Source organism: Gracilimonas mengyeensis (assembly GCF_900182705.1).
GTDB lineage: Bacteria > Bacteroidota > Rhodothermia > Balneolales > Balneolaceae > Gracilimonas > Gracilimonas mengyeensis.
On sequence record NZ_FXTP01000003.1, the window covers coordinates 107850 to 127823 of the forward strand.

The window sequence follows — 19974 nt, forward strand, 5'->3', positions numbered from 1 at the left end:
CCATCAGCACCATAAAACTTCTCTGATGCTGATCTGTACTATTTTTATTTGATAATCAGCCAATCACGACTTCCCTGTATATCTTTTCCTTCCAGGGTTATCTCAAGGACTTGCCCCTGTTTGTTTACTGAAACATCTTTTACTAACAGTTGTTTGTTTTTAGCATTAATCTCTCTTTTTTGATCAGCATTTGGCATGTGAAGCTTTATAGTCTGGGTTCCATACACTTTTAAATCAATCAAAAGCTGTTTATTGGATTCCTCCACATCATACACATTATAAGTACCTGTATTCTCTACAAATATACCTGACTTATTATCTCCAAGCTGGTAGGTTAGAGTGAATGTATCGCGTCTTAACTCAGGTAAATACATAAATCCATAGCCTGACTCTTCGAAGTACGCCGGAATACTCTTTCCATTTACTTCTGCTTTCTGTACATGTTCACCTTCCTTCAACTTAACGGAGAGCACCAAATTTCCCAGCAGGTCATTTTCATATGCAACAGATGGCATGTTTCGGTTATCAATGTGTACTACACCGGGTTCTTTTTCTTCAATCTCCGTGTATCGCTTATAGAGCCATTGCGAATTAAACTGCTCCGTATTTTTTGCCAAATAGAACTCCGGGTGTTCTTGTACTTTTTTGAAAAAGTTAATCCATTGTTGATTTACCTCTTCCTGCAGAAAATCATCCTGTGCCAGCCAATTGGGCCAATGGGTTTCAATGATATCTGTGCGGAAACTGTCTATCGGAACTGAAGGTAAAGAAGCCAGCTCGTACCAGGGGTTTCCATAGTTTAAGCGGTCTATAACAAGCACCCCATGATCAAATCCACCGGTAGCCTGCGCCGGGGGATTTAGCTCCTGGATGTGGGTAAAGTCTGTATTCACGTATTTCACGCCATTGTCGTGCATTAGTTTACCGGTGCTATACGCTCCATCCGGATTCCAGTAGTATCCATATGCACAAGGCACAAAACTTTCGGGGAACGAATGCCCAGCTTCTTCGCCCATTCCATATTGCGACATAATCTGCTTAAACACTTCTATGTGGGCCCGGCTATCCGCTTCCGGCCAGGGTTCATTATCCTCCAGGTTGTACCATTCAGCACGTTTGCGCACCCCGTCAATCCAGTGCTCGTGCCCTACTCCGTGGATGCCAAATTCAAGATAGGCGGCATTGTTCTTCACATACTCCATCACCTCAATTTGGGAAGCGTCTATGTTACTTGAGTTGTCGAAGTCATACCCGGCTTTTGTGATCGTTGGAATTTGACTTACCACATTGAGCCGGTCCATCTCACCAAGCACGAACAACCCCATAAACCTGACGCCTGCTTCTTGCCCCACTTCAACGATGGGTTTGTAATCTCTCACATCAAAATCTCGCCTTACGCCAGCTCGCCAGCCTCCTCCTTCATCGCCCAGCGATCGACCTTCATTCCAGCCTAAATCATCGATGGCTACACCAAATGGCCGCTGAAAGATTACCTGGGCGGACGTCAGGCTGGTGCCCATTCCCATTAACACAACCAACAATACGATACTTGTTCTGATTTTTCCTTTCATGGTAACTCCAACATATGTGACAGGTGTAAACTATTTGATGTTAAAACCGAGCCCTCTTATGCATTATTGGTGGCTTGGGTGGCATGCGAATACCATGCGGTTACTTCGCGAATTTTATGCAACACAATTTCTTTGGGATCTTTTTTGATCTGACCATTCAATACTGCCCGGTACTGATTAGTCAAATACTGGCTTAAAAGCGGAAGCGGAATCTCCGCCTGAGACAGATTGTCGAATAAAGTTTCCAAGGCTTCCTTCACGGTTGGATTTTCCCAGTAATAGCGCGAACGATCGCTGTAACTATATTTGCGGAGGAACTTAAGCTGAGGTTCCTCTCCATGGTAGTGTTTTTCCCAGGCTTCCGGATGGTCCAGCATCACCTGATCAAGCACCTCCCGAAAATTTGAGGGGCTTTGTATTTTTTGATTGGCTGCCATCTCTTCCTCAATCATAGACAAGGCAAACACCGCTTCCCGAAACGCAAAGGTGAGCCAGGGACCCACTTTCAGGATGGCAAAACTGTCTTTTACAAGATTACCCAAACAATCCAATGGCTGGTAATCCGTGGAATGGGCTTCAAACACTTTCCCTTCATAATTTTTGATGAATTGGGAGAGATCGGCACTTTTAGAAGGATCATATTCTACCACATCCGAATTACCGAATTCTACGCCGGGCTGTACCACTTGTGCAATCACCCGATCCCAAACATCTCCCAGTCCTCGTTTATAAAAAACCTCTTTTGTTACCTCCAGGGTTTTTTGGGCAGCAGAAACACTGGTTACTTCAATATCTTCCAATTCGCCTTCTGCTCCACCGGGTATGGGCACTTCTGTACCAATGACATATACCGGCTTTGCCACCTCATTTTTTGCCTTCAGGTACGTTTCTTCGGCTACCTGGCATAAACTTGCCGACCGCTCCGCTACTATATAATCATTTAAAGGCGCACCAGGCAGTACATCATCGTCGGCACAGGGAATACTGGTATCCAGGTGAATTTTGGTGAAACCGGCTTGCACATAAACTTTAACCAATTCCCGGGATTTCTCCATCGCCTCCTCGGCGGTTTCATTTTTCCATGGATTGGGTCCTAAATGATCGCCTCCCAATACTATCCTATCCACAGGAAATTGCACCTGGTCGGCTAAATCCTGTATGAAGTCTACAAAATCCTTGGGCTTCATCCCGGTATAGCCGCCAAACTGATTCACCTGGTTGGCGGTGGGCTCTATCAGCAAAAAGCTCTCATCTTCCTTTGCCTGCAGCATGGATGCCACTAATACATATTTATTGGAAGAGCACACAGAATACACTCCTTTGGAGGCTCCTTTATCCTGCGCCTTTACAATATCTAAAAGATAATTTTTCATGAATATTACTACGTTATGATGATCCTTATTTTTCTAAATAGTCTGTTTGATTCTATGAGACGATCACTTTCGCACGAAATGCGGCAGACTCTCCAATCCTACACTAACTTCTACCACCTGATCTCCCTCATACACTTTGCCATTGCTATCTTCCCACCTGCCTTCAGGGAGTACTACCCTGCGTGTATCCACTCCTTTTTCAAGTACCGGAGCCACAAGCAGATCATCCCCCAGGAAAAATTGATCCTTTATCTCCTTAAATCCCTGGTGTGGGAAAACGTATTCCATAGGACGAACGATGGGCTCTCCCGAATGCGCCGACTCACGAGCCAGCGTCATAATGAGCGGTGTATATTTGTTTCGTAGTGCTACCGCTTCCTTTACAGCTTCCAAATGCGTTTCATCCAAAATGCGCCACGGGGCTACGGAAAACTGCATCATGGGCATGAGGGCATGCGATTGAGCCGAACGCACGATGAGCTCCTGATCGATATCTCTGCCGGGCAAAAAGGAGGTGAATTCTCCACCACCGATCATATCGGGGCAGGTAAAGTTATACCCGATGATACCCTGGAGCAGGATATCCGGAACCAGCTTTCGCAAGTCTTCCCAGCTATGTGCCTTGTCTCTCAACCGGTTTACCAGAGGCTGGCCGCCCATTTTCCACATGGCACGATACTCGTTTAAGGGATAATCCAGCCCGACTTTGCCATACAGCTTGCTATGCTCCTGGCGAGAAACTTCCCCTGTTACCGAATACGTATTTTCGTAATGATGATAATCGCCCGCATCAAACTTAAATCCATCCACATGGTACGTTTCCTGCAGGTAGTCTAACTGTTCCTTAAACCAGCCTTGCGTTTCAGGATTGGCTAAATCCAGCAGACCGCTGGCTCCATTCCACCACCGAATCACTGCCGCATCTCCGCTTTCGTTTTGGAGCAGCATTTTCTCATCCCGCAACAGCCTGTAGACATCGCTATCGGGACTTATCATGGGGGCCATCCAAAGCATCACTTTGAACCCCATGGCGTGGAGGGAATCCACCATGGCTTTTGGATTTGAAAACCGGCCGGGGTGGAAGTCCCACTTCCCGTAATCTTCCTGCCAGTTGTCATCAATCATAAGCACGCCGGGAGGAAATCCATTATCTACGATTTTGCGGGCGTACTCCAAAATATCTTCCTGGTTCTGATCGTACATCAACTCAATCCAGGTGTTGTACTGAGGCGCCGAAAACAAAAGCTCGTCTGGCAACTCACCGGCCGGCGGAAAATAGTTTTCCGAAGCAAACAGGTATCCTTCTTTCAGGTTCTTGCCGGCATCTGTATAGATAAGTGATGGTTCAGTCGATATAACCTTCAGGGTATCATTCACCATCGTTACTTCAAATGGCTGCTCCGACCAAATCACTTCCCCTTCACTGGAAAGCAGAAGGGGCTGAACCTGGTTCCCGTAGTTGCTTTCCAGGTTTGCATGATAGCCGTTTTCGATGGGTAAGTTTTCACCATGATTTACAACCCCAATCCACCAAGCCACATCTTGCTCTACCGGGATTACCACCTTATCTGTTTTCTGTTGGGCTGATACCGGCACCGCCCATAAAAACAACAAACACAACAGGGTACTTAACTTAACTTGAGTTCGAGATAAGAATGACACAAAAACAGGCTGGTCATCGCGAGGAGCCCCTTTTTGGGGACTATCTGTTTTTTCTTCCGACGAAGCGATCTCCCGAACAAAGCTCAGAGGCTTTATCCGGGAGATTGCCACGGTATTTGCTCCCTTTCGGTCGCTGAATACCTCGCAATGACGTTTTTTATATAGAACTGACGTTAACATATATTTTTGAGGCATAAATCTATTTTCTTTGATATTCATTTTGTTTCCTTAAAAGATCATCCAAGACCGGGGGTAGCGTTTAAAGTGAGGCTGCCATCTGAATTGAGCTTTTCTTTACAAGCCCACTCCACCGGGTATAATTTTCCTTTTACCTGAAGCTCCGCCGACAAGCGTAACCCTTTCCAGTCGGTTTCTTTTGGCAGCATCATTCTCACTTGCCGCACGCCGGTAGGGAAAGGATACCCGGGATCTACAAAGCCACTGGCAATCTCCTGACCAGCCTCATCCTTCAGAATCAGTTTTAATGCGCCCGGCACACCGGAAAGGCCGTCATTCACCAATCCGAGTATTAGCCCCGGGTGGCCTTCTTTGTTGAAATGCCATATCCAGGAAGGACGAACGCGATACCCTATTTTTCGTGCAATTTCATCGATTGCATCCGGATACTGGCTATAATATCTCATCACTTTGTCTGCCACTATGGCCTGCCAGTTCCAGAGGGAGTAGTAATTAGGGCCCACATCCATCACATGGTGAATTTCATTCTCTGTATGTGTGCCGCCATTGTACACCAGTGTGCCCTCTTTCGTGCCGTCCGACATTCCCACTTCAATAGCCGCGCCAATCCAGGGAGCCCGGTTGCTTAAGTGCGCTATCTGCTGGTTTTCGATAAATATAGTATCGGTCCGCAGCCAGTTGTGCGTTCTCAGGGATTCTTCCAGCAAGGCATCATTTCCAACCCTACTAAAGTCTGGCTGGGTGTTGGTTGTCAGAGGGACGTTCTTCCAGTTTTTTTGCTGATGCTCAAACATCTTCAGAAACGTTTGTTCAGCCACTACGGAGTCAGGAAACGGATGACCCTCAAAAGGCCAGGTGTGTCCTTCTCCCCAGAAACCGTACATATAGGTATCCATGTATTCGATGCGGGGATGTCCGTTATATTTTTCCGCCAACAGGCTATCGAATTCCTGAAACGCTTTTTGAAATTCGGGATGATCATAACGGGGCTCATAATGCACTTTTCCATCCAGACCAATCTCTTTGGTGGTACCCAGCTTGACTAATGGCACCTTTTCAGCCACAAAATCGGGCATAGCCAATCCCGGAATTTCCGGGTTGCTCAGCATCACCCGGAAGGCAATCTGCTTGTCATACTTTTCGGCCATTTCAAAAGCCGTATCCCAAGCCTTGGAGGAATTTAATTTTCCCGGCTTTTGCTGCAAGTCTTTCCAGTTTAATCGCAGATACAGCTTTTGGCCCATAGGGATTTTCGCCAGCTTCTCAATGGATGTCCTCTCTGATTCCCCTTTTACGGCCGGCGGACCTGCTTCATCAATCACGTAAGTGACCAGCCCCATCCCAAAATTTTTAAGGATTTTTGGGGAGGGAGAAGTAGTCATGACTACGCCCCATCCAGGCACCTCTTCTACGGGAAACGGCCCTTGGTGCAAGCGGTTATCAATCTCAGGACCACAGGTAGGTCCTTGTTGGCTTTGGCCTTTCAATTTGAACCCTGCCATGGTGGCCATTCCTGAAATACCTACTGACTGTAAAAACTTCTTCCTATCCATATTTCCACTCGTTTAGATCGTTGCTCCTTTGCTTCATTCTATCTTCAGCAGAACCGTATCAGAACCGCGTATTCCTTCCGATGAGGTATAACTGGCCGTTACCACATAAGCCCCTGGCTTTGCAGCCTTCTCAGGCTGATTGATAATCTCAAAAACTCCCTCTACCCCTGGGTACACCCAGCAGTAATTACATGCTCCCTGCTCCAGGATATATTCTACGATCTCTGTAATTTCCTCTTCAGTGTAATCGGGCGTAGGCGGCATTTGCACCTCACCCCACGTTCCGGATGAGCCTTCACTGATACTGCTTATCAATTCTTCCTTGCTTCTCTCCTGTTTTTCATGAGCATTCGCTATATCGGCAAATGAGGGCCCCACCATGCTCTTTTTATCGGCATGGCAGCCAAAACACGTACTTTGGGCTATCAGCGCTGCACCTTTGGGAAATTTATTGGCAAGCCTTACTCCAACAGGTATGGCACCGGGAGTTAACACTTCTGGCACGTAGCGAAGATTCAACAGCACCCTGGTTGTTTCTATCTCCCCGTATCTTGAACTGCCGTCTGTGGCATCGTTCACTTCTATGGAGTAGCGTATTTGCTGGCCCCATGAAGCATGCTGATCTTTTGCAGAAAGCGTGAGTTCCACTTCAGGCCCTGTGTTTTCTTCAGCAGCATCAAAACGGGAGCTATTGAGCTCTTTAAGCAAGTATTCACCCTGCTGCGAGCTAAACAATATTGCTAAAGTTGTGATGAGCGTAAGTATCAAGCTTTTCATGTTTTCCCTCCGCTCCCTTTATGCCTGATCAATGGCCTTGGCTACCCGGTTGGCAGAATTGGTGGCCGCTTCCATTCCCCAACTCCGGTTGTCGGCATATCCTCCGGCAAAATGGATTCTGCCGTACGGCTCCATCAGGTGCGGCCAGTATTTTGACAGCTCTCCCATGGGAATGCCCATCCTTTCACACCCCGGGGCAAAGGTATCCACCGACCAGTCTTTGATGAGCACCTGCTCGATATCAATATGCTTGCTGTTACCGGGGTACAATTCCTTGAAAGTATCCAGAACCCGTAACGGATTTACCCCGGCAGGCGCCTTTGCCATCAGGGCAGCCCTGGGCGTATCCACCTCATCAGCCACTTGCCAAATGGTTCGCAAAAAGGGATTGTTAAACGTCAGGTTTATGCTGATGTCATCTTTCTTCCAAAACTCTGAACGGGATTGAAATACAATTCTGGATTTCTGCTCATAAGCAACATTCTCAAAAATGAATTTCTTTTCCGGCGGTAACTCCGGGGTCACGATTACATTTCTTAAAGCCGGAACGGGGAGGCAATTGGCGAGATAGTCGGCCGACATTTTTTTATCCTCACCAAACTCCCGATATAAAACGGTAACGCCACTTTGACCATGTTCTATTTCCAAAACCTTACACCCAAGCTGCACCCTCGTGCCAAGGCGTTTGGCAAACTCTTTAACCAGCACATCATTCCCACCTTTTATGCGATAAAGATCAAAGTTTGACCAATACCCTCTTTTTTGAATGATGTAGGTTTGCCACAGCTTGTATAGTGCAGAAGTACCATTTCCTCCCAGTATCTGAAGGGCCGCTTTGGAAGCCTCTTCCTTCTTATATATCTCGGAAATTGGCACGGTGTCTAAATGATCATATCCCACCCCAAATGGTTGATATTCGTCGGTGAAACGATCCAGGTAAGGCTCTAAATACAACTTTTCGAGGCTCACATATACATCCAACTCAGGGTGTTCTGCTACGGCCCGTGCCTCCCTGGCATTCAGACCTCCCATGTTTTTTATCTCTCGTTCCAGGTGGTACCTGCTCTCTTTTTTTGTTAACCAATCATTGCCCGAGAGTGTCAGCCTGTTTTCGCGATGAAAATATGGGAGCACGGGAATGTCAAATTCCTCGATGTATTTCCAATAGTTCTTGTAGCCGGGCTTGGTAAAGTTTTCGGCTCCATAATCAGCATAAAGCCCGTCTGACAACCCATCGTGAACCGACATAACCGTGCCCCCATACCGGCCGGCAGCCTCCAGCACTACAACTTCATGGCCTGAGCGTACAAGCTCATAAGCACAACACAACCCTGCGATACCTGCCCCGGCTACAATTACTTTTTTGGGCGTACCAGCACTTTTTTGAACCGGAATATAGGGCTGCCGCCCCTTCATCTTGAAAGGAGCAGCTGTGAGCCCAAGCCCCAACAAGGAACTTTTTTTGATAAAGCTTTTCCTGTTCATCATTGTTTAGATTACTGGTACGCCAATTAATTAGGTTTAGATAGTAGTGCCGAAACTTGTCTACTTCGGGCTCGCTTTAATCATTACGTGATCCTGGAATGACGTCTCAATACTGGCTTCATCCCCGGATACCGAGCCCAGCTCTTCACCGGTTTCATAGTTGGTGAGGGTATATTCCTGGCCGTCAGTTAATCCCCTCAATTCAACTTGTCCATCATATGAATCAGCATAAAAAGCGTAGAAGATGCTCCCGTCTTTCTCAATGGCATGGGCTTCCGGGAAGTCAAAGCCGATATCATAGAGTTCGCCCAAATACTCGCCTTTGGGCAGCATGTACTCTTTATAAATATCCATCCATTTGGCTACCAGCTCTTCTCTTTCTTCTGTTAACAGGAACTCACTGTCGGGTGCCGAAGACTCCGGCCAGGTAAACTTGGTTCCTATCACCCCGCCAATACCAACGCTTGAAGCAAAATCACTTTGGCCATCACTGAGCTCCACGTGATCACCATAATATGCCGCATCTTCTCCCATCAGGGCTTTGTAGGTTTTACCCTTCAGGCGAATTTGCCAGGAATTCAGGGGATCGGACGATACCGACTGATTCATGAATGGAGTGATGAACGAAGAAATGGAGGCTCCACACGGACAGATTTCAACAACGGCATCCGGTTTGATATCCAATGCGGTATCGTAGATCTCCTTGTACAGTACAGGAAGTTCTTCCACTGATTTTTCCGGATAATCCTGGCGGTCTTCATGTCCGTAATCCGGAGGAACTTGATTTAAGTGCTGCCCATCAATTTTCAATCCGTCATAGCCCCATTCTTCCATAAATATTCTAACCAGCTCTTTGTGATATTCTTTGGTTGAACTGAGTGCCGGATTCAGATAATGGCTGTCCCACCAGGTAATATCCTGGTATTCGCCTTTTTTGTTGACCAACAGCATCTCTGTTTCTTCTTCATGTACTCTTGAGCCGGGATCGGCAGCCAGTGGCGCCCACCATAACTTGGCTTTCAGGCCGTAATCGTGCACATGATCCACAAACTCTTTCATGGTTGTTTCATTGAACTTGTCATTGGTACGCCAATCTCCTTCGGCTATTTGCCAGCCATCATCCAATACGGCCCAGTCAAAACCAAGCTCTTTCACTTTGGGAAGCGTATTCACAACTTGTTCAATAGTGAAATTCCGCTCATATCCCCATGCACACCAAATGGGCTCGTAGGCTGTCTCCGGTGCATCCGGAAACTGAACGCCCTTGGCCTGCAGCAGCTTCCTGTAATTTTTCATGGAGGCATAGAAGTCACCTTTGTGAGCGGTCACAAATGTTTCGAGCGTAGAAAAGCTATCTCCCGGAGATAAAACCCGGTTGAACTTCTTTTGTGAGATACTGTCTGCATCAAACTGAACAGCAATCTGCACTTTACTTTGCATGCCTTCCGAATTTACCGGCAGCGATACTAAATGTGGTTTAAGTTCGCTATGGCCTACCGCCAGACCAGCATCGGGGCGCCACACATCGGCCAAAGGCGTTCCTCCACCGTAGTCAGAGGAGTTCATGCCTTGGTAATTCTTCTGGTAAAAGTTATCACCTATCGGCAAAACCCAATCCTGGCGAGACGGATACGTACCACTTTGAAAGGACCAGAAGTTTTCCATCTCATCGTTATCAGCGAGGGCACTAAGTGTATATTTATTATTGTCCCAACCGTTAATTTCAAGCCCATTCTGCCCGTCATTCTTATACTCAACTTTTGTTACAATCAGGTTGGGCAAATTATCATACGCTGTAGCCGTAACTGTTTTGGTGATTTGCTGCCCCTCCTGCTCTAACTTGCCGGTTACGGTCAACTGTCTACCCTTGCCAATTCTGTCCCGAACCGACTCACTGTTGAACCCGGTTAAAGAGAAATCACTTAGCGTTTGCCCGTTTACTTTTAGAACCTCTGAAGGTTGGAAGCCGTCTATTAAATCTTCTTCGGCTTCAGAAAAGTCAACGTTGGTATGCAGCTGATCATCAAAAGTAAGCGTAAGGTCGCCACTCTGAATCGTTGGTTCTTTGGAAGTTGTACACGCTGTAATGGAGAGTAATACTCCTATTGACAGTATAGCGATGAGGCGGAATTTCATATTCTTAGAGTTATTTTGCGTTGAGAATTTTTTCTGGATTTGTTTGGTAAACTTTGCGGAGTACTTCATCACTAAGATCGAAGCCGTTCAGGCTCCAGTGATATCCAAAGCTATCATGCTCATAGAAATGCTCGTCCATGGTTTGCAGCACGCGAAAGGTGGTATTATACATTCCTTCGGCCGTACCCATATCGGTGCCGTACACAATTTTATCCTGGTGTTTGGTGATGAACTTTTGCACATGCCTTGGAATTTGAGATAACTCGGCATATCGTGCCGATACATCCGCATACAGGTTGGGATATTTTTCCAGCATACGATCCATAATAGCCAGGTCATACGAACTGTTACCAAGGTGGGCGGCCACAAAGGTGGTATTGGGATGCTTGGCTACCGCATTCTCCAGCGTTTTCAGCATGGCTCCATGGCCCAAAATGTCCTCTTTATTATCCAGCCTCCAGTTCAGTGCATTCATCATGCCATCGTTGGTAGAATCCATGTCCATATAAAACCAATAGGGCTCTGCCACATGGATATTGACCGGCATATTCAGTTCACCGGCTCTTTTTAAAACCGGGTCCAAGCGTTCATCGTCAATATGCATTCCAAATGCTTTTGTGGGGTGAGAATAGAAAAGCCCGCTGCCTTTGTCTCCCAATTCCCCTATACCGGTAGCCCCTACTTCATGCAGGCGCTCCAGTTCTTTAACGGCTTTTTCGGCGAAACCGGGTTCTTCGTAACCGGTGTAATCAATACCACACCATACTTCAAAATAGTCGCCATAGGAAGAGTAAAGTGCATGAAGCGAATCATATTCGGCACCGGTGGCATAGGTGAGCAAAATCGTTTTCCGAATGTTGTTTGCCTTCATTGTTTCCACCCATTCTGCGATGCCTTCCTCGGTCTGCGGATAGTTGTGGGAGTGCATATCAATGGCCGTAAATTTGGCTTTATCGGCCTTGTATTCCGGCAGCTTATAAATGGATACCGGGCGATAGTTTTTAAGAAGAATTTCTTCTTCTACATCCTGGGCCATCAGGGTACTTCCCATCAAGGCCAAGACACAGGTAAAAATGACAGTTCTAATCATAGTGAGGTGAGGTTAATTTCAAGATCAAATTTTTCTTTGGCGATGGATTCCAGGGCTTTTAAATCGGTGAAGGCATTGGTTCCGCCCGAGTTAGTGGTTGACAGGGCTCCGGTTAAATTTCCAAATCTGCAGCATTCTTTTATAGATGCCCCGTCTATGAATTTTCGTATAAAACCGGTATTGAAGCTATCCCCAGCCCCAATGGCATCTACAACTTCATCATTGTAAAAAGAGGGCTCTTGCCGAATTTCTCCCTCATGCATATATGCTGAGCCTTTAGACCCCAGTTTCACAATCACATGGTTGCCTTTTTGCTGAAGCTTGCGAATCGAAACTTCCCAGTCTTTGTCGCCGGTCAGGTTTACCAGCTCTGCCTGGTTGGGAAGAAACACATCAACATGCGGTAAAACCTGGTCAAGGTTCATATCCCACTTCTCTTCCGGGTCCCATTGGGGATCAATGGAAGTGGTTAGCCCTAAGGCTTTGGCCCGCTTCATCAGGGTGGAAATGTCCTTGGCAATTTTCGGCTGCAGAAAATAGGAGGAGAAATGTAAATGACGGGCTTTAGCGAGCTGCTCATCGGTTATATCGTCAATTCCCAACTCCGTCATTGCGCCCTGGTGGGTCACCATGGCCCGGTCTTCATCGTAGTTTAGTGCTACGGTTACGCCCGTTGCCAATGATTTATCCTTAATGATGAGATCGGTGCTTACATTCTTTTTCTGAAGTTCTGCAAGCACTTTATGACCAAACAAATCGTCTCCGATTTTACCAATAAAACCTACATTGGCTCCCAGGCTGCTTAAATTACTTGCGAAAATAGCGGAGGAACTACCCAGAGTAAGCGTAAGGTCATCCGCCAGTTTTTCTTTGCCCATTTCAGGGAACCCGTCAATACCGTTGAGAATCAAGTCAACGTTAAGCTCCCCAACTACTAAAACATCAAATTCTTTTTGTGACATATATATTTTTTTAAAAATCCTACCCGGATTAAGTCAAACCCGGGCAGGTAAATGTTCAGAGGTACGCTACTACTATGCTGATGTTAATATCCGGGATTTTGGGTTAATTCCGGATTTACATCTATCTCTGACTGCGGAATAGGGAAGAGCAAATGATGTTCCTGAATGTTGTCTCTGCCTTGAGCTCTCATAACATCTAACGCTCTTCCCGTTCTAACGAGGTCCCACCATCTGTGGCCTTCTTGCGCCAGCTCCACGCGTCGTTCATGATATACCGCTTCACGAAACGCTGACTGACCCATACCGGCCGCCAGATCATCCAGGCCAGCCCTTGCTCTAACCTGGTTTACATACGGATAAGCCTGAGCGGTTTCGCCCAATTCATTTAAGGCTTCCGCATACATCAACAGAACTTCAGAATATCGCATTACCCGTACGTTTACCGGAGAATCTTCTCCCCAGCCAATAAATCCTTCGGTTTTGATGAGATATTTTCGGGAGTTGTAACCCGTAGAGGACCATTCCGGGTTATATTCCTTCCCACCAATCGTTGAACCTTCCATTAATACGGTAGCTTCTAATCGTGGATCGCCTTCTTCAAATGCATCAACCAAATCCTGTGTAGGCATATTGAAGCCCCAGCCTTCCAAACCTGGCATTCCGGAGTTTCGGGGAGCCGTACTAATGTGGATGATATTGCCATCAGCGGTATTACCCCATGGACCGTTGGGGCCGCCTTCTACGTACTGAATCTCGAACACCGATTCTTTGCTGTTTTCAAACTCTTGCTCAAAGTTATCTCCATAATTTTCCAGCAGTTCATATACGCCGGAGTCTATTACTTTTTTAGAGTGATCAGCGGCCTTCTGCCAATCTTTTCGCCACATATACACTTTGGCAAGCATGCCGTTAGCAGCGCCTTTGGTAATACGTCCAAGGTCTGAACCTGAATATGTTTCAGGTAAAACCTCGGCCGCCTCACTCAAATCTTTAATCAGGAAAGCGTACACTTCTTCTTTAGGGGTCCGGCTTACTTTCAAATCTCCCAAACTTTGAGGCTCGGTAATTAACGGAACATCACCAAATAAGCGTACCAGCCAGAAGTAATAGAATCCCCGGAGAAATTTAGCTTCTCCCATCAGGCGTTGCTTCAGGTTGTTATCCATCTCAATATCCGGGATACGCTCCAGGGCAATATTTGCTCTGTAAATACCGGTATAACTGTCTGCCCAGCTCTCTGTTAGCAGAGAATTGGTCGATTTGATATCAAACAAGTCAAACTCCCACCAGGCGGGCCCATCCGATTTACCACCGTCACCTTTATCGGCATCGTCTGAAGTGATATCTCCAATCGACCAGTAACTATTGGTGAACAATCCCCGGTATTGCAGGGGGTCGTACACTGCATTGATCGCAGCTACTGCGTCTTCTTCGGTTTTGTAGAAACTTGCAGCAGTAACCTCATTGGGGGATTGTTTGTTCAGTATTTGGTCATCGCATCCCCAGGAGACGACTAAAAGAACTATCAATAAACTTTTAATTAATTTCATAACAGTAAATTTTTGATTTTAAAGAACGAATATGAATTAAAGACCTAAGCTTACGCCTATATTAAAGGAGCGTGGAACCGGGTAGTTACCCATATCAATTCCATAGTTTAGGTTGTTATTATCAACCTTACCCAACTCAGGATCGAAGCCGCTATAGTCCGTTATGGTGAAGAGGTTTCGGGCACTTACAAAAATCCGAGCACTGCGTGCACCAATTTTTTCCAGCATACTTTCTGACAGATTGTATGCCAGGAGGATATTTTTGAGACGGAAGTAAGAGCCATCCTCAACATACCGGTCTGAAATACGGGCATTATCGTTGGGGTCATTCCATGTTAAGCGGGGCATTTCATTGCTTGTGCCCGGGCCGGTCCAACGGTCTAATACGCCTGCCATCTTATTACCGATATGCGAACCGTTAAGCAGTCGATATCCCATGGTATTCATCAACTTGTTGCCCTGCACGCCGCTGAACAGCATGTTCAGGTCGAAGTTTTTATAGGAGAAATTGGCATTAATACCATATTGGAAATCAGGAATAGGGCTGCCGATATAGGTACGATCGCTATCGTTGATCACGCCGTCTCCATTCACATCCACAAACCGGATGTCTCCGGGTGCAGCACCAGGCTGATCCGCATGACTGTCTACTTCACTTTGATTTTGGAAAATGCCATCTGTTTTATAGCCATAGAACTCACCAACGGAACGACCTTTTTCAGTTCGGGTTAGGCGCACGGATTCGCGATATAGAATTGGAGATGGAACAGGAAGTCCGCCGCCAAGATCCAGTACTTCATTACTGATGGCCGAGAAGTTTCCGCCAATCTTATAGTAAAAATCTCCTACCGAATTTTGATAGAACATCGCGATCTCAAGCCCTTTATTCTCTATCTCACCTGCATTTTGATAGGGGGCTTCCGTGATACCGGAACTGCTTGGAATAGGCACCGGTACCAGCATATCGGTGGTATTCTTAATGAAGTAATCTGCTGTAAAGTTGATTTTATCCTGGAACAGCGCTAAATCCACCCCAATATTGGTTTGTGTGGTAGTTTCCCACTTTACATCCTTATTAGGTACACTGTTTGGTGCTACACCGGGCACTATCTCCTGACCACTTCCAAATACATAGTATTGTGAAAGGTTCAGGCGGGTGGCATAATTGTAATTACCAATTTGCGAGTTACCTGACTTACCCCAGCTTACCCGCAATTTCAAATCATCAAGAGCATTTATATCAGACAAGAACTGCTCTTCAGATAATCTCCAACCCACAGAGAAGGAAGGGAACACCCCATAACGATTTCCTTCGCCAAACTTGGAAGAACCATCAACCCGAACATTACCCGTAAACAGGTACTTACTGTCAAACGCATAGTTGATACGGCCGAAGTAACCAATCATCGCTTCTTCTTCCACAAATTCAGACAAGCTGTTGATTTGATCGGCAGCACTCAGCACTCTTACTTTTTCACTGATAAAGCCCTGGGCCGAAGCATCAATAGACTCATACCTGGATTCACTTACCGAGAAACCAGCCAGGAAGTTTACATCATGATACTGCTTAAATGTATCTTGGTATCTTGCCGTGGTTTGGCTTGTCCAGCCAAAACTGTTGCTGCTACCTCTGTAAAGCTGAGCAATGGAGCTGGAAGTAATTCCCCATCGGTAGGTAGGATTGAATTCAAAATAATTGCCGTCTGTATAATCAACACCCAGTTCAGATTTAATAATCAGGTTTTCGATGGGGGTAATTTCGATATAGGCACGGTTCACTACATTTGAAACCTTGTTTTCTACATCGTTAATCACAGCTAAACCAACCGGGTTGGGGCCCTGGCTACTGCCTTCAAAATCGCCCAGCGGGCCTGCGTATTGTCCATCCCGAAATACGGGTACGGTAGGAGACATTTCCAATGCACCAACAATGCGGTTATCCGTGGCAAATGGATAATCTTCAGGGATAGAAGCCTGATTGGTTCGGGCCAAAGAAAGACGGTTACCAATTTTGAAGTAATCGTTGATCTTATAATCAGCGTTAGCTTGTATTGAGCCGCGTTCAAAACCACTGCCCACCAACACTCCTTCCTGGTCGTAATATCCACCCGATACGAAATATTGCAAGTCCTCAGTTCCACCTGATACCGACAGGTTATACTTTTGCATCACCGCATTTTGTGATAATTCATCCTGCCAGTCGGTTCCTTTTCCTAATGAAGAAGGGTTATCCCAATACGTTTCCAAACCGGAGGCTGCGCGGGCCTCATTCTGCATGCGGGCATATTGCTCGGCATTCAACATGTCCATCTTATTAGACAGCTGCTGGATACCACGAGTCATGTCAAAATCAATTTGAGCTTCCCCAATCGTACCGCCTTTGGTAGTTACAAGCACTACACCGTTGGCTCCATTGGCCCCATAAATAGCGGCAGCTGAAGCATCCTTAAGAATTTCTATCGATTTGATATTCTGCGGGTTGATGGAGTTGATATCCCCGCCAGGGATCCCATCTATAACATATAATGGACTACTATTCCCAATGGTACCAATACCTCGAACATCTACCGAAATACCCGCGCCGGGAGCACCACTATTCTGCGTAATATTTACACCAGCCACCCGACCTTGCAGCGCCTGGTTTAAATTTGTTGTGGTTTGCTGGGCTATTTCAGTTGCCGGAACGGAGGATATAGAAGAAGTCACTTCCATACGTCTTTGGGTTCCATACCCAACCACCACAACTTCAGACAGGCTGCCGATACGCTCAACCAGTTTAACGTCTAAATATTCTTGTGATCCTACCGTAATTTCTTGTGTTTCGAAACCTACGTAAGAAAAAACAAGAATTGTATTTGAACCTGGCACCCTGAGGGTAAATTCCCCGTCAAGATTTGTTGTAGTTCCATTTAATGTCCCTTTTATGACGATGTTTACCCCAGGCAAGGTTTCCCCTGATTCACTATCAGTCACCCTTCCCGTAACGGTAATTTCACTATTTTCACTGTCCTGTCCATGTGCATCAACAGCCATACCCCATACCAATAGGATAAACAGTAAATTGCCTAATATTCGCATATCGACTTGCCTTATTATTTAGAGTTAAAAGCGATTTTTACACGATTTTTCAAAGAATAAGCATTAGCAAGCGCTTACAACTTTGTTTCGTTATTACTAAATCACTTTTTGGTTTCAGTTTCTTACTACTTTCCAAGTAATGGAATTTTAAAATAAATTCAAAACAAAAATTTTATAAAAAATAATGCCGTTAAATAGCCTTAAAACGGACATTATTAATACAAAAGCCTTGAGAGAGAAAAAAACATTCACTTATTTAAAATAATTCTTTGCCTTTCGTTTCCTTATTTTTTAGAATTACCTGTAGTTAATTCCATTTACCCGAATCAATTATTTATGAAAATCAATCAATCAAAAAACTGGCTTTTATATGCCATCGTAACCACTCTCTTTTGGGGAGTATGGGGAGCTCTTATCGAAATTCCAGAAAAAGCAGGCTTCCCGGCCACCCTCGGCTATTGTGTTTGGGCTTTAACCATGATCCCCCCTGCCCTGGTGGCGTTACGAAATATCAACTGGAAGCTTGAGCATTCTAAAAAAGCAATTTTACTGGGCTCTCTTGCTGGTTTTACCGGCGCCGGCGGACAACTTGTTCTTTTTGAAACGCTTCGTCTTGGACCCGCATATCTTGTGTTTCCTATTATTTCATTATCTCCCGTAGTAACCATAATACTATCCACCCTCTTTCTTAAAGAAAAGACCGGCAAGTTGGGCTGGCTCGGCATCGCAATGGCGTTAATTGCTATTCCCTTGCTTTCTTATCAAGAGCCTTCTGCTAATGGAGAAATGAATTTACTATGGCTGGCACTGGCCCTGGTTGTATTTCTGGCCTGGGGTTTCCAGGCATACGTCCTGAAGTTTGCTAATGAAAGCATGCAAGCCGAAAGCATTTTCTTTTATATGATGGCAACGGCTATTGTATTGATTCCCTTCGCTTTATTTATGACCGATTTTTCGCAGGATATAAACTGGGGATGGGACGGGCCTTATTTAGCCGCCCTCATTCAAATCCTCAATTCTATAGGTGCCCTGGCCCTTGTTTTTGCCTTTCGATATGGCAAAGCCATCATTGTTTCGCCCATGACCAACGCTCTGGCCCCCGTAATAACTATTGTACTATCGCTAACCATTTACGCGGTCATCCCTCACCCTGTTATCATTTCAGGCATGGTGTTAGCCGTGGCTGCGGTGTTGCTATTGACCTATGAAGAAGATCTAACCCAAGAAGAAGACAAACCGGTACTGGAGAAGTAGTTAAATAAAAAAAGGAGTGAAGACGGAATTAATAAAAATTACCTCTAAGACTATCTAACCATTTATCAAAATATAATGCAGCTTACATCTAATAAAAATAGCTCTTGTGACGACACTTTTACGTGCAAAGAGATTTTAGGGCAGCCAGAACTCTGGCAGAAAACATATACACAGTTGCTGAAGAAAAGCAGCGAGATTAAAGACTTTTTTGATGCACAAAACATCCACCCCGGAAACGAAATTAATATTATTCTTACCGGGGCTGGAACATCGGCTTATATCGGAGAGATTACCCGTTATGCATTCCTGAAGGCAGGATTTCATCGAACACAGGCAATCCCAACTACCGATCTTGTAACCCATTACGAAGATCTTTTAGACACCGAAACCCCATTACTGCTGATTTCTTTTGGCCGATCCGGCAATAGCCCGGAAAGTGTAGCCGCCCTGAATCTTGCAAACGAACATTGCAAAAAAGTTAGCCACCTTATCATAACCTGTAATCCCAGCGGCAAGCTTTCTCAAAAAGCCGACCCTTCAAATTCTTGCATCTTTACTTTACCCCCTGAAGCTGAAGACAAAGGGCTGGCCATGACCGGCAGTTTTTCCAGCATGGTTCTGGCTACGACCCTAATTGCGGATCTGCCCAATATTCAAGAGCACCAAGCTTCTGTAGATACTTTAGTTGCGCTTGGCAATGAAGTGATAGACAACTACAAAGACGAACTCCAGTACATCGCAAATAAAGACTTTACCAGGGTCATATTTCTCGGAGATGGTCCCAATTTGGGGTGCGCCAGAGAATCTCACCTGAAAGTGCAGGAATTATCAGACGGCATCTGCATTGGAAAATTTGATTCCTTTTTAGGCTTCCGGCATGGTCCAAAAGCCGTGGTAGACGAACACTCTTTGATTGTTTACCTGCTGAGTAACAATGAACACGTCTCCAGGTATCAGTTTGACTTGATTGAACAAATAGCCGATCAAAAACTCGGACTTCACCATATAGCTATTGGAAATAAGATCAGGGACAAAAAGCTGGTAGATACTTTCATTCACTTACCGGAATCCTCTTCTTGCCCGGAACATTTTCTGCCCATCCCCTATGTGCTGGTTGCTCAAATGCTGGGTTTCTATAAATCTGAAGCATTAGCTCTTGATCCGGATAACCCTTCCAAAAACGGAGCTATTTCAAGGGTCGTAAAAGGAGTAACCATCTATGAATAAGACCCTCATTTGTAGCATATCCCACTTTGAAAATATCGAAGTCATGCGAAGCATCTTT

Annotated in this window: 13 protein-coding genes; 2 read left to right on the forward strand and 11 right to left on the reverse strand. The window is 45.6% G+C overall.

Going from position 1 to position 19974, the window contains the following annotated elements; translation table 11 throughout:
- Positions 1–44: 44 nt before the first annotated feature.
- From FN815_RS04880 to FN815_RS04930, 11 genes are all read right to left on the reverse strand, one after another.
- On the reverse strand, positions 45–1571 hold the full coding sequence (locus FN815_RS04880) for a hypothetical protein (RefSeq protein WP_142453497.1): 1527 nt from the start codon (positions 1569–1571) through the stop codon (positions 45–47).
- Positions 1572–1627: 56 nt separating this feature from the next.
- The gene (locus FN815_RS04885) at positions 1628–2944 is read right to left on the reverse strand and encodes a D-tagatose-bisphosphate aldolase, class II, non-catalytic subunit (protein WP_142453498.1); all 1317 of its coding nucleotides are present in this window, start codon (positions 2942–2944) and stop codon (positions 1628–1630) included.
- A 63-nt stretch (positions 2945–3007) separates the two neighbouring features.
- A complete protein-coding gene (locus FN815_RS04890) occupies positions 3008–4801 on the reverse strand; it encodes a glycoside hydrolase family 31 protein (protein ID WP_221930243.1) in 1794 nt (597 codons plus the stop codon).
- 41 nt (positions 4802–4842) lie between these two features.
- Positions 4843–6357: a hypothetical protein gene (locus FN815_RS04895; protein WP_221930244.1), complete on the reverse strand. Its 1515-nt coding sequence runs from the start codon at positions 6355–6357 to the stop codon at positions 4843–4845.
- Between the two features lie 33 nt (positions 6358–6390).
- A complete protein-coding gene (locus tag FN815_RS04900) occupies positions 6391–7134 on the reverse strand; it encodes a c-type cytochrome (protein ID WP_142453499.1) in 744 nt (247 codons plus the stop codon).
- An 18-nt stretch (positions 7135–7152) separates the two neighbouring features.
- Positions 7153–8622 (reverse strand): flavin monoamine oxidase family protein, encoded by a 1470-nt coding sequence (locus FN815_RS04905; RefSeq protein ID WP_221930245.1) that lies wholly within the window; start codon positions 8620–8622, stop codon positions 7153–7155.
- Between the two features lie 57 nt (positions 8623–8679).
- The gene (locus FN815_RS04910; protein ID WP_142453500.1) at positions 8680–10755 is read right to left on the reverse strand and encodes a glycoside hydrolase family 36 protein; all 2076 of its coding nucleotides are present in this window, start codon (positions 10753–10755) and stop codon (positions 8680–8682) included.
- 10 nt (positions 10756–10765) lie between these two features.
- Positions 10766–11845, reverse strand: a complete 1080-nt coding sequence (locus FN815_RS04915) for an amidohydrolase family protein (RefSeq protein WP_142453501.1) — start codon at positions 11843–11845, stop codon at positions 10766–10768.
- Positions 11842–12807: a carbohydrate kinase family protein gene (locus tag FN815_RS04920; protein WP_142453502.1), complete on the reverse strand. Its 966-nt coding sequence runs from the start codon at positions 12805–12807 to the stop codon at positions 11842–11844. Before FN815_RS04920 ends, FN815_RS04915 begins: the two co-directional genes overlap by 4 nt.
- 83 nt (positions 12808–12890) lie before the next feature.
- The gene (locus FN815_RS04925) at positions 12891–14357 is read right to left on the reverse strand and encodes a RagB/SusD family nutrient uptake outer membrane protein (RefSeq protein ID WP_142453503.1); all 1467 of its coding nucleotides are present in this window, start codon (positions 14355–14357) and stop codon (positions 12891–12893) included.
- 36 nt (positions 14358–14393) lie between these two features.
- The gene (locus tag FN815_RS04930; RefSeq protein WP_142453504.1) at positions 14394–17435 is read right to left on the reverse strand and encodes a SusC/RagA family TonB-linked outer membrane protein; all 3042 of its coding nucleotides are present in this window, start codon (positions 17433–17435) and stop codon (positions 14394–14396) included.
- Positions 17436–17771: 336 nt separating this feature from the next.
- Here FN815_RS04930 and FN815_RS04935 point away from each other — a divergent pair, with 336 nt between their 5' ends.
- Together FN815_RS04935 and FN815_RS04940 are read left to right on the forward strand one after the other, a co-directional pair.
- Complete coding sequence (locus FN815_RS04935; protein ID WP_142453505.1) at positions 17772–18689, forward strand: DMT family transporter; 918 nt, start codon at positions 17772–17774, stop codon at positions 18687–18689.
- Between the two features lie 75 nt (positions 18690–18764).
- The gene (locus tag FN815_RS04940) at positions 18765–19916 is read left to right on the forward strand and encodes an SIS domain-containing protein (protein WP_142453506.1); all 1152 of its coding nucleotides are present in this window, start codon (positions 18765–18767) and stop codon (positions 19914–19916) included.
- Positions 19917–19974 lie beyond the last annotated feature (58 nt).

What these genes read in the sequence shown, in the direction of transcription:
- FN815_RS04910 (WP_142453500.1), bottom strand. Translation starts at nt 10,755, where the DNA reads ATGAAATTCCGCCTCATCGCTATACTGTCAATAGGAGTATTACTCTCC.
- FN815_RS04905 (WP_221930245.1), bottom strand. Translation starts at nt 8,622, where the DNA reads ATGATGAACAGGAAAAGCTTTATCAAAAAAAGTTCCTTGTTGGGGCTT.
- FN815_RS04900 (WP_142453499.1), bottom strand. Translation starts at nt 7,134, where the DNA reads ATGAAAAGCTTGATACTTACGCTCATCACAACTTTAGCAATATTGTTT.
- FN815_RS04940 (WP_142453506.1), top strand. Translation starts at nt 18,765, where the DNA reads ATGCAGCTTACATCTAATAAAAATAGCTCTTGTGACGACACTTTTACG.
- FN815_RS04890 (WP_221930243.1), bottom strand. Translation starts at nt 4,801, where the DNA reads ATGCCTCAAAAATATATGTTAACGTCAGTTCTATATAAAAAACGTCAT.
- FN815_RS04885 (WP_142453498.1), bottom strand. Translation starts at nt 2,944, where the DNA reads ATGAAAAATTATCTTTTAGATATTGTAAAGGCGCAGGATAAAGGAGCC.
- FN815_RS04895 (WP_221930244.1), bottom strand. Translation starts at nt 6,357, where the DNA reads ATGGATAGGAAGAAGTTTTTACAGTCAGTAGGTATTTCAGGAATGGCC.
- FN815_RS04880 (WP_142453497.1), bottom strand. Translation starts at nt 1,571, where the DNA reads ATGAAAGGAAAAATCAGAACAAGTATCGTATTGTTGGTTGTGTTAATG.
- FN815_RS04915 (WP_142453501.1), bottom strand. Translation starts at nt 11,845, where the DNA reads ATGATTAGAACTGTCATTTTTACCTGTGTCTTGGCCTTGATGGGAAGT.
- FN815_RS04920 (WP_142453502.1), bottom strand. Translation starts at nt 12,807, where the DNA reads ATGTCACAAAAAGAATTTGATGTTTTAGTAGTTGGGGAGCTTAACGTT.
- FN815_RS04925 (WP_142453503.1), bottom strand. Translation starts at nt 14,357, where the DNA reads ATGAAATTAATTAAAAGTTTATTGATAGTTCTTTTAGTCGTCTCCTGG.
- FN815_RS04935 (WP_142453505.1), top strand. Translation starts at nt 17,772, where the DNA reads ATGAAAATCAATCAATCAAAAAACTGGCTTTTATATGCCATCGTAACC.
- FN815_RS04930 (WP_142453504.1), bottom strand. Translation starts at nt 17,435, where the DNA reads ATGCGAATATTAGGCAATTTACTGTTTATCCTATTGGTATGGGGTATG.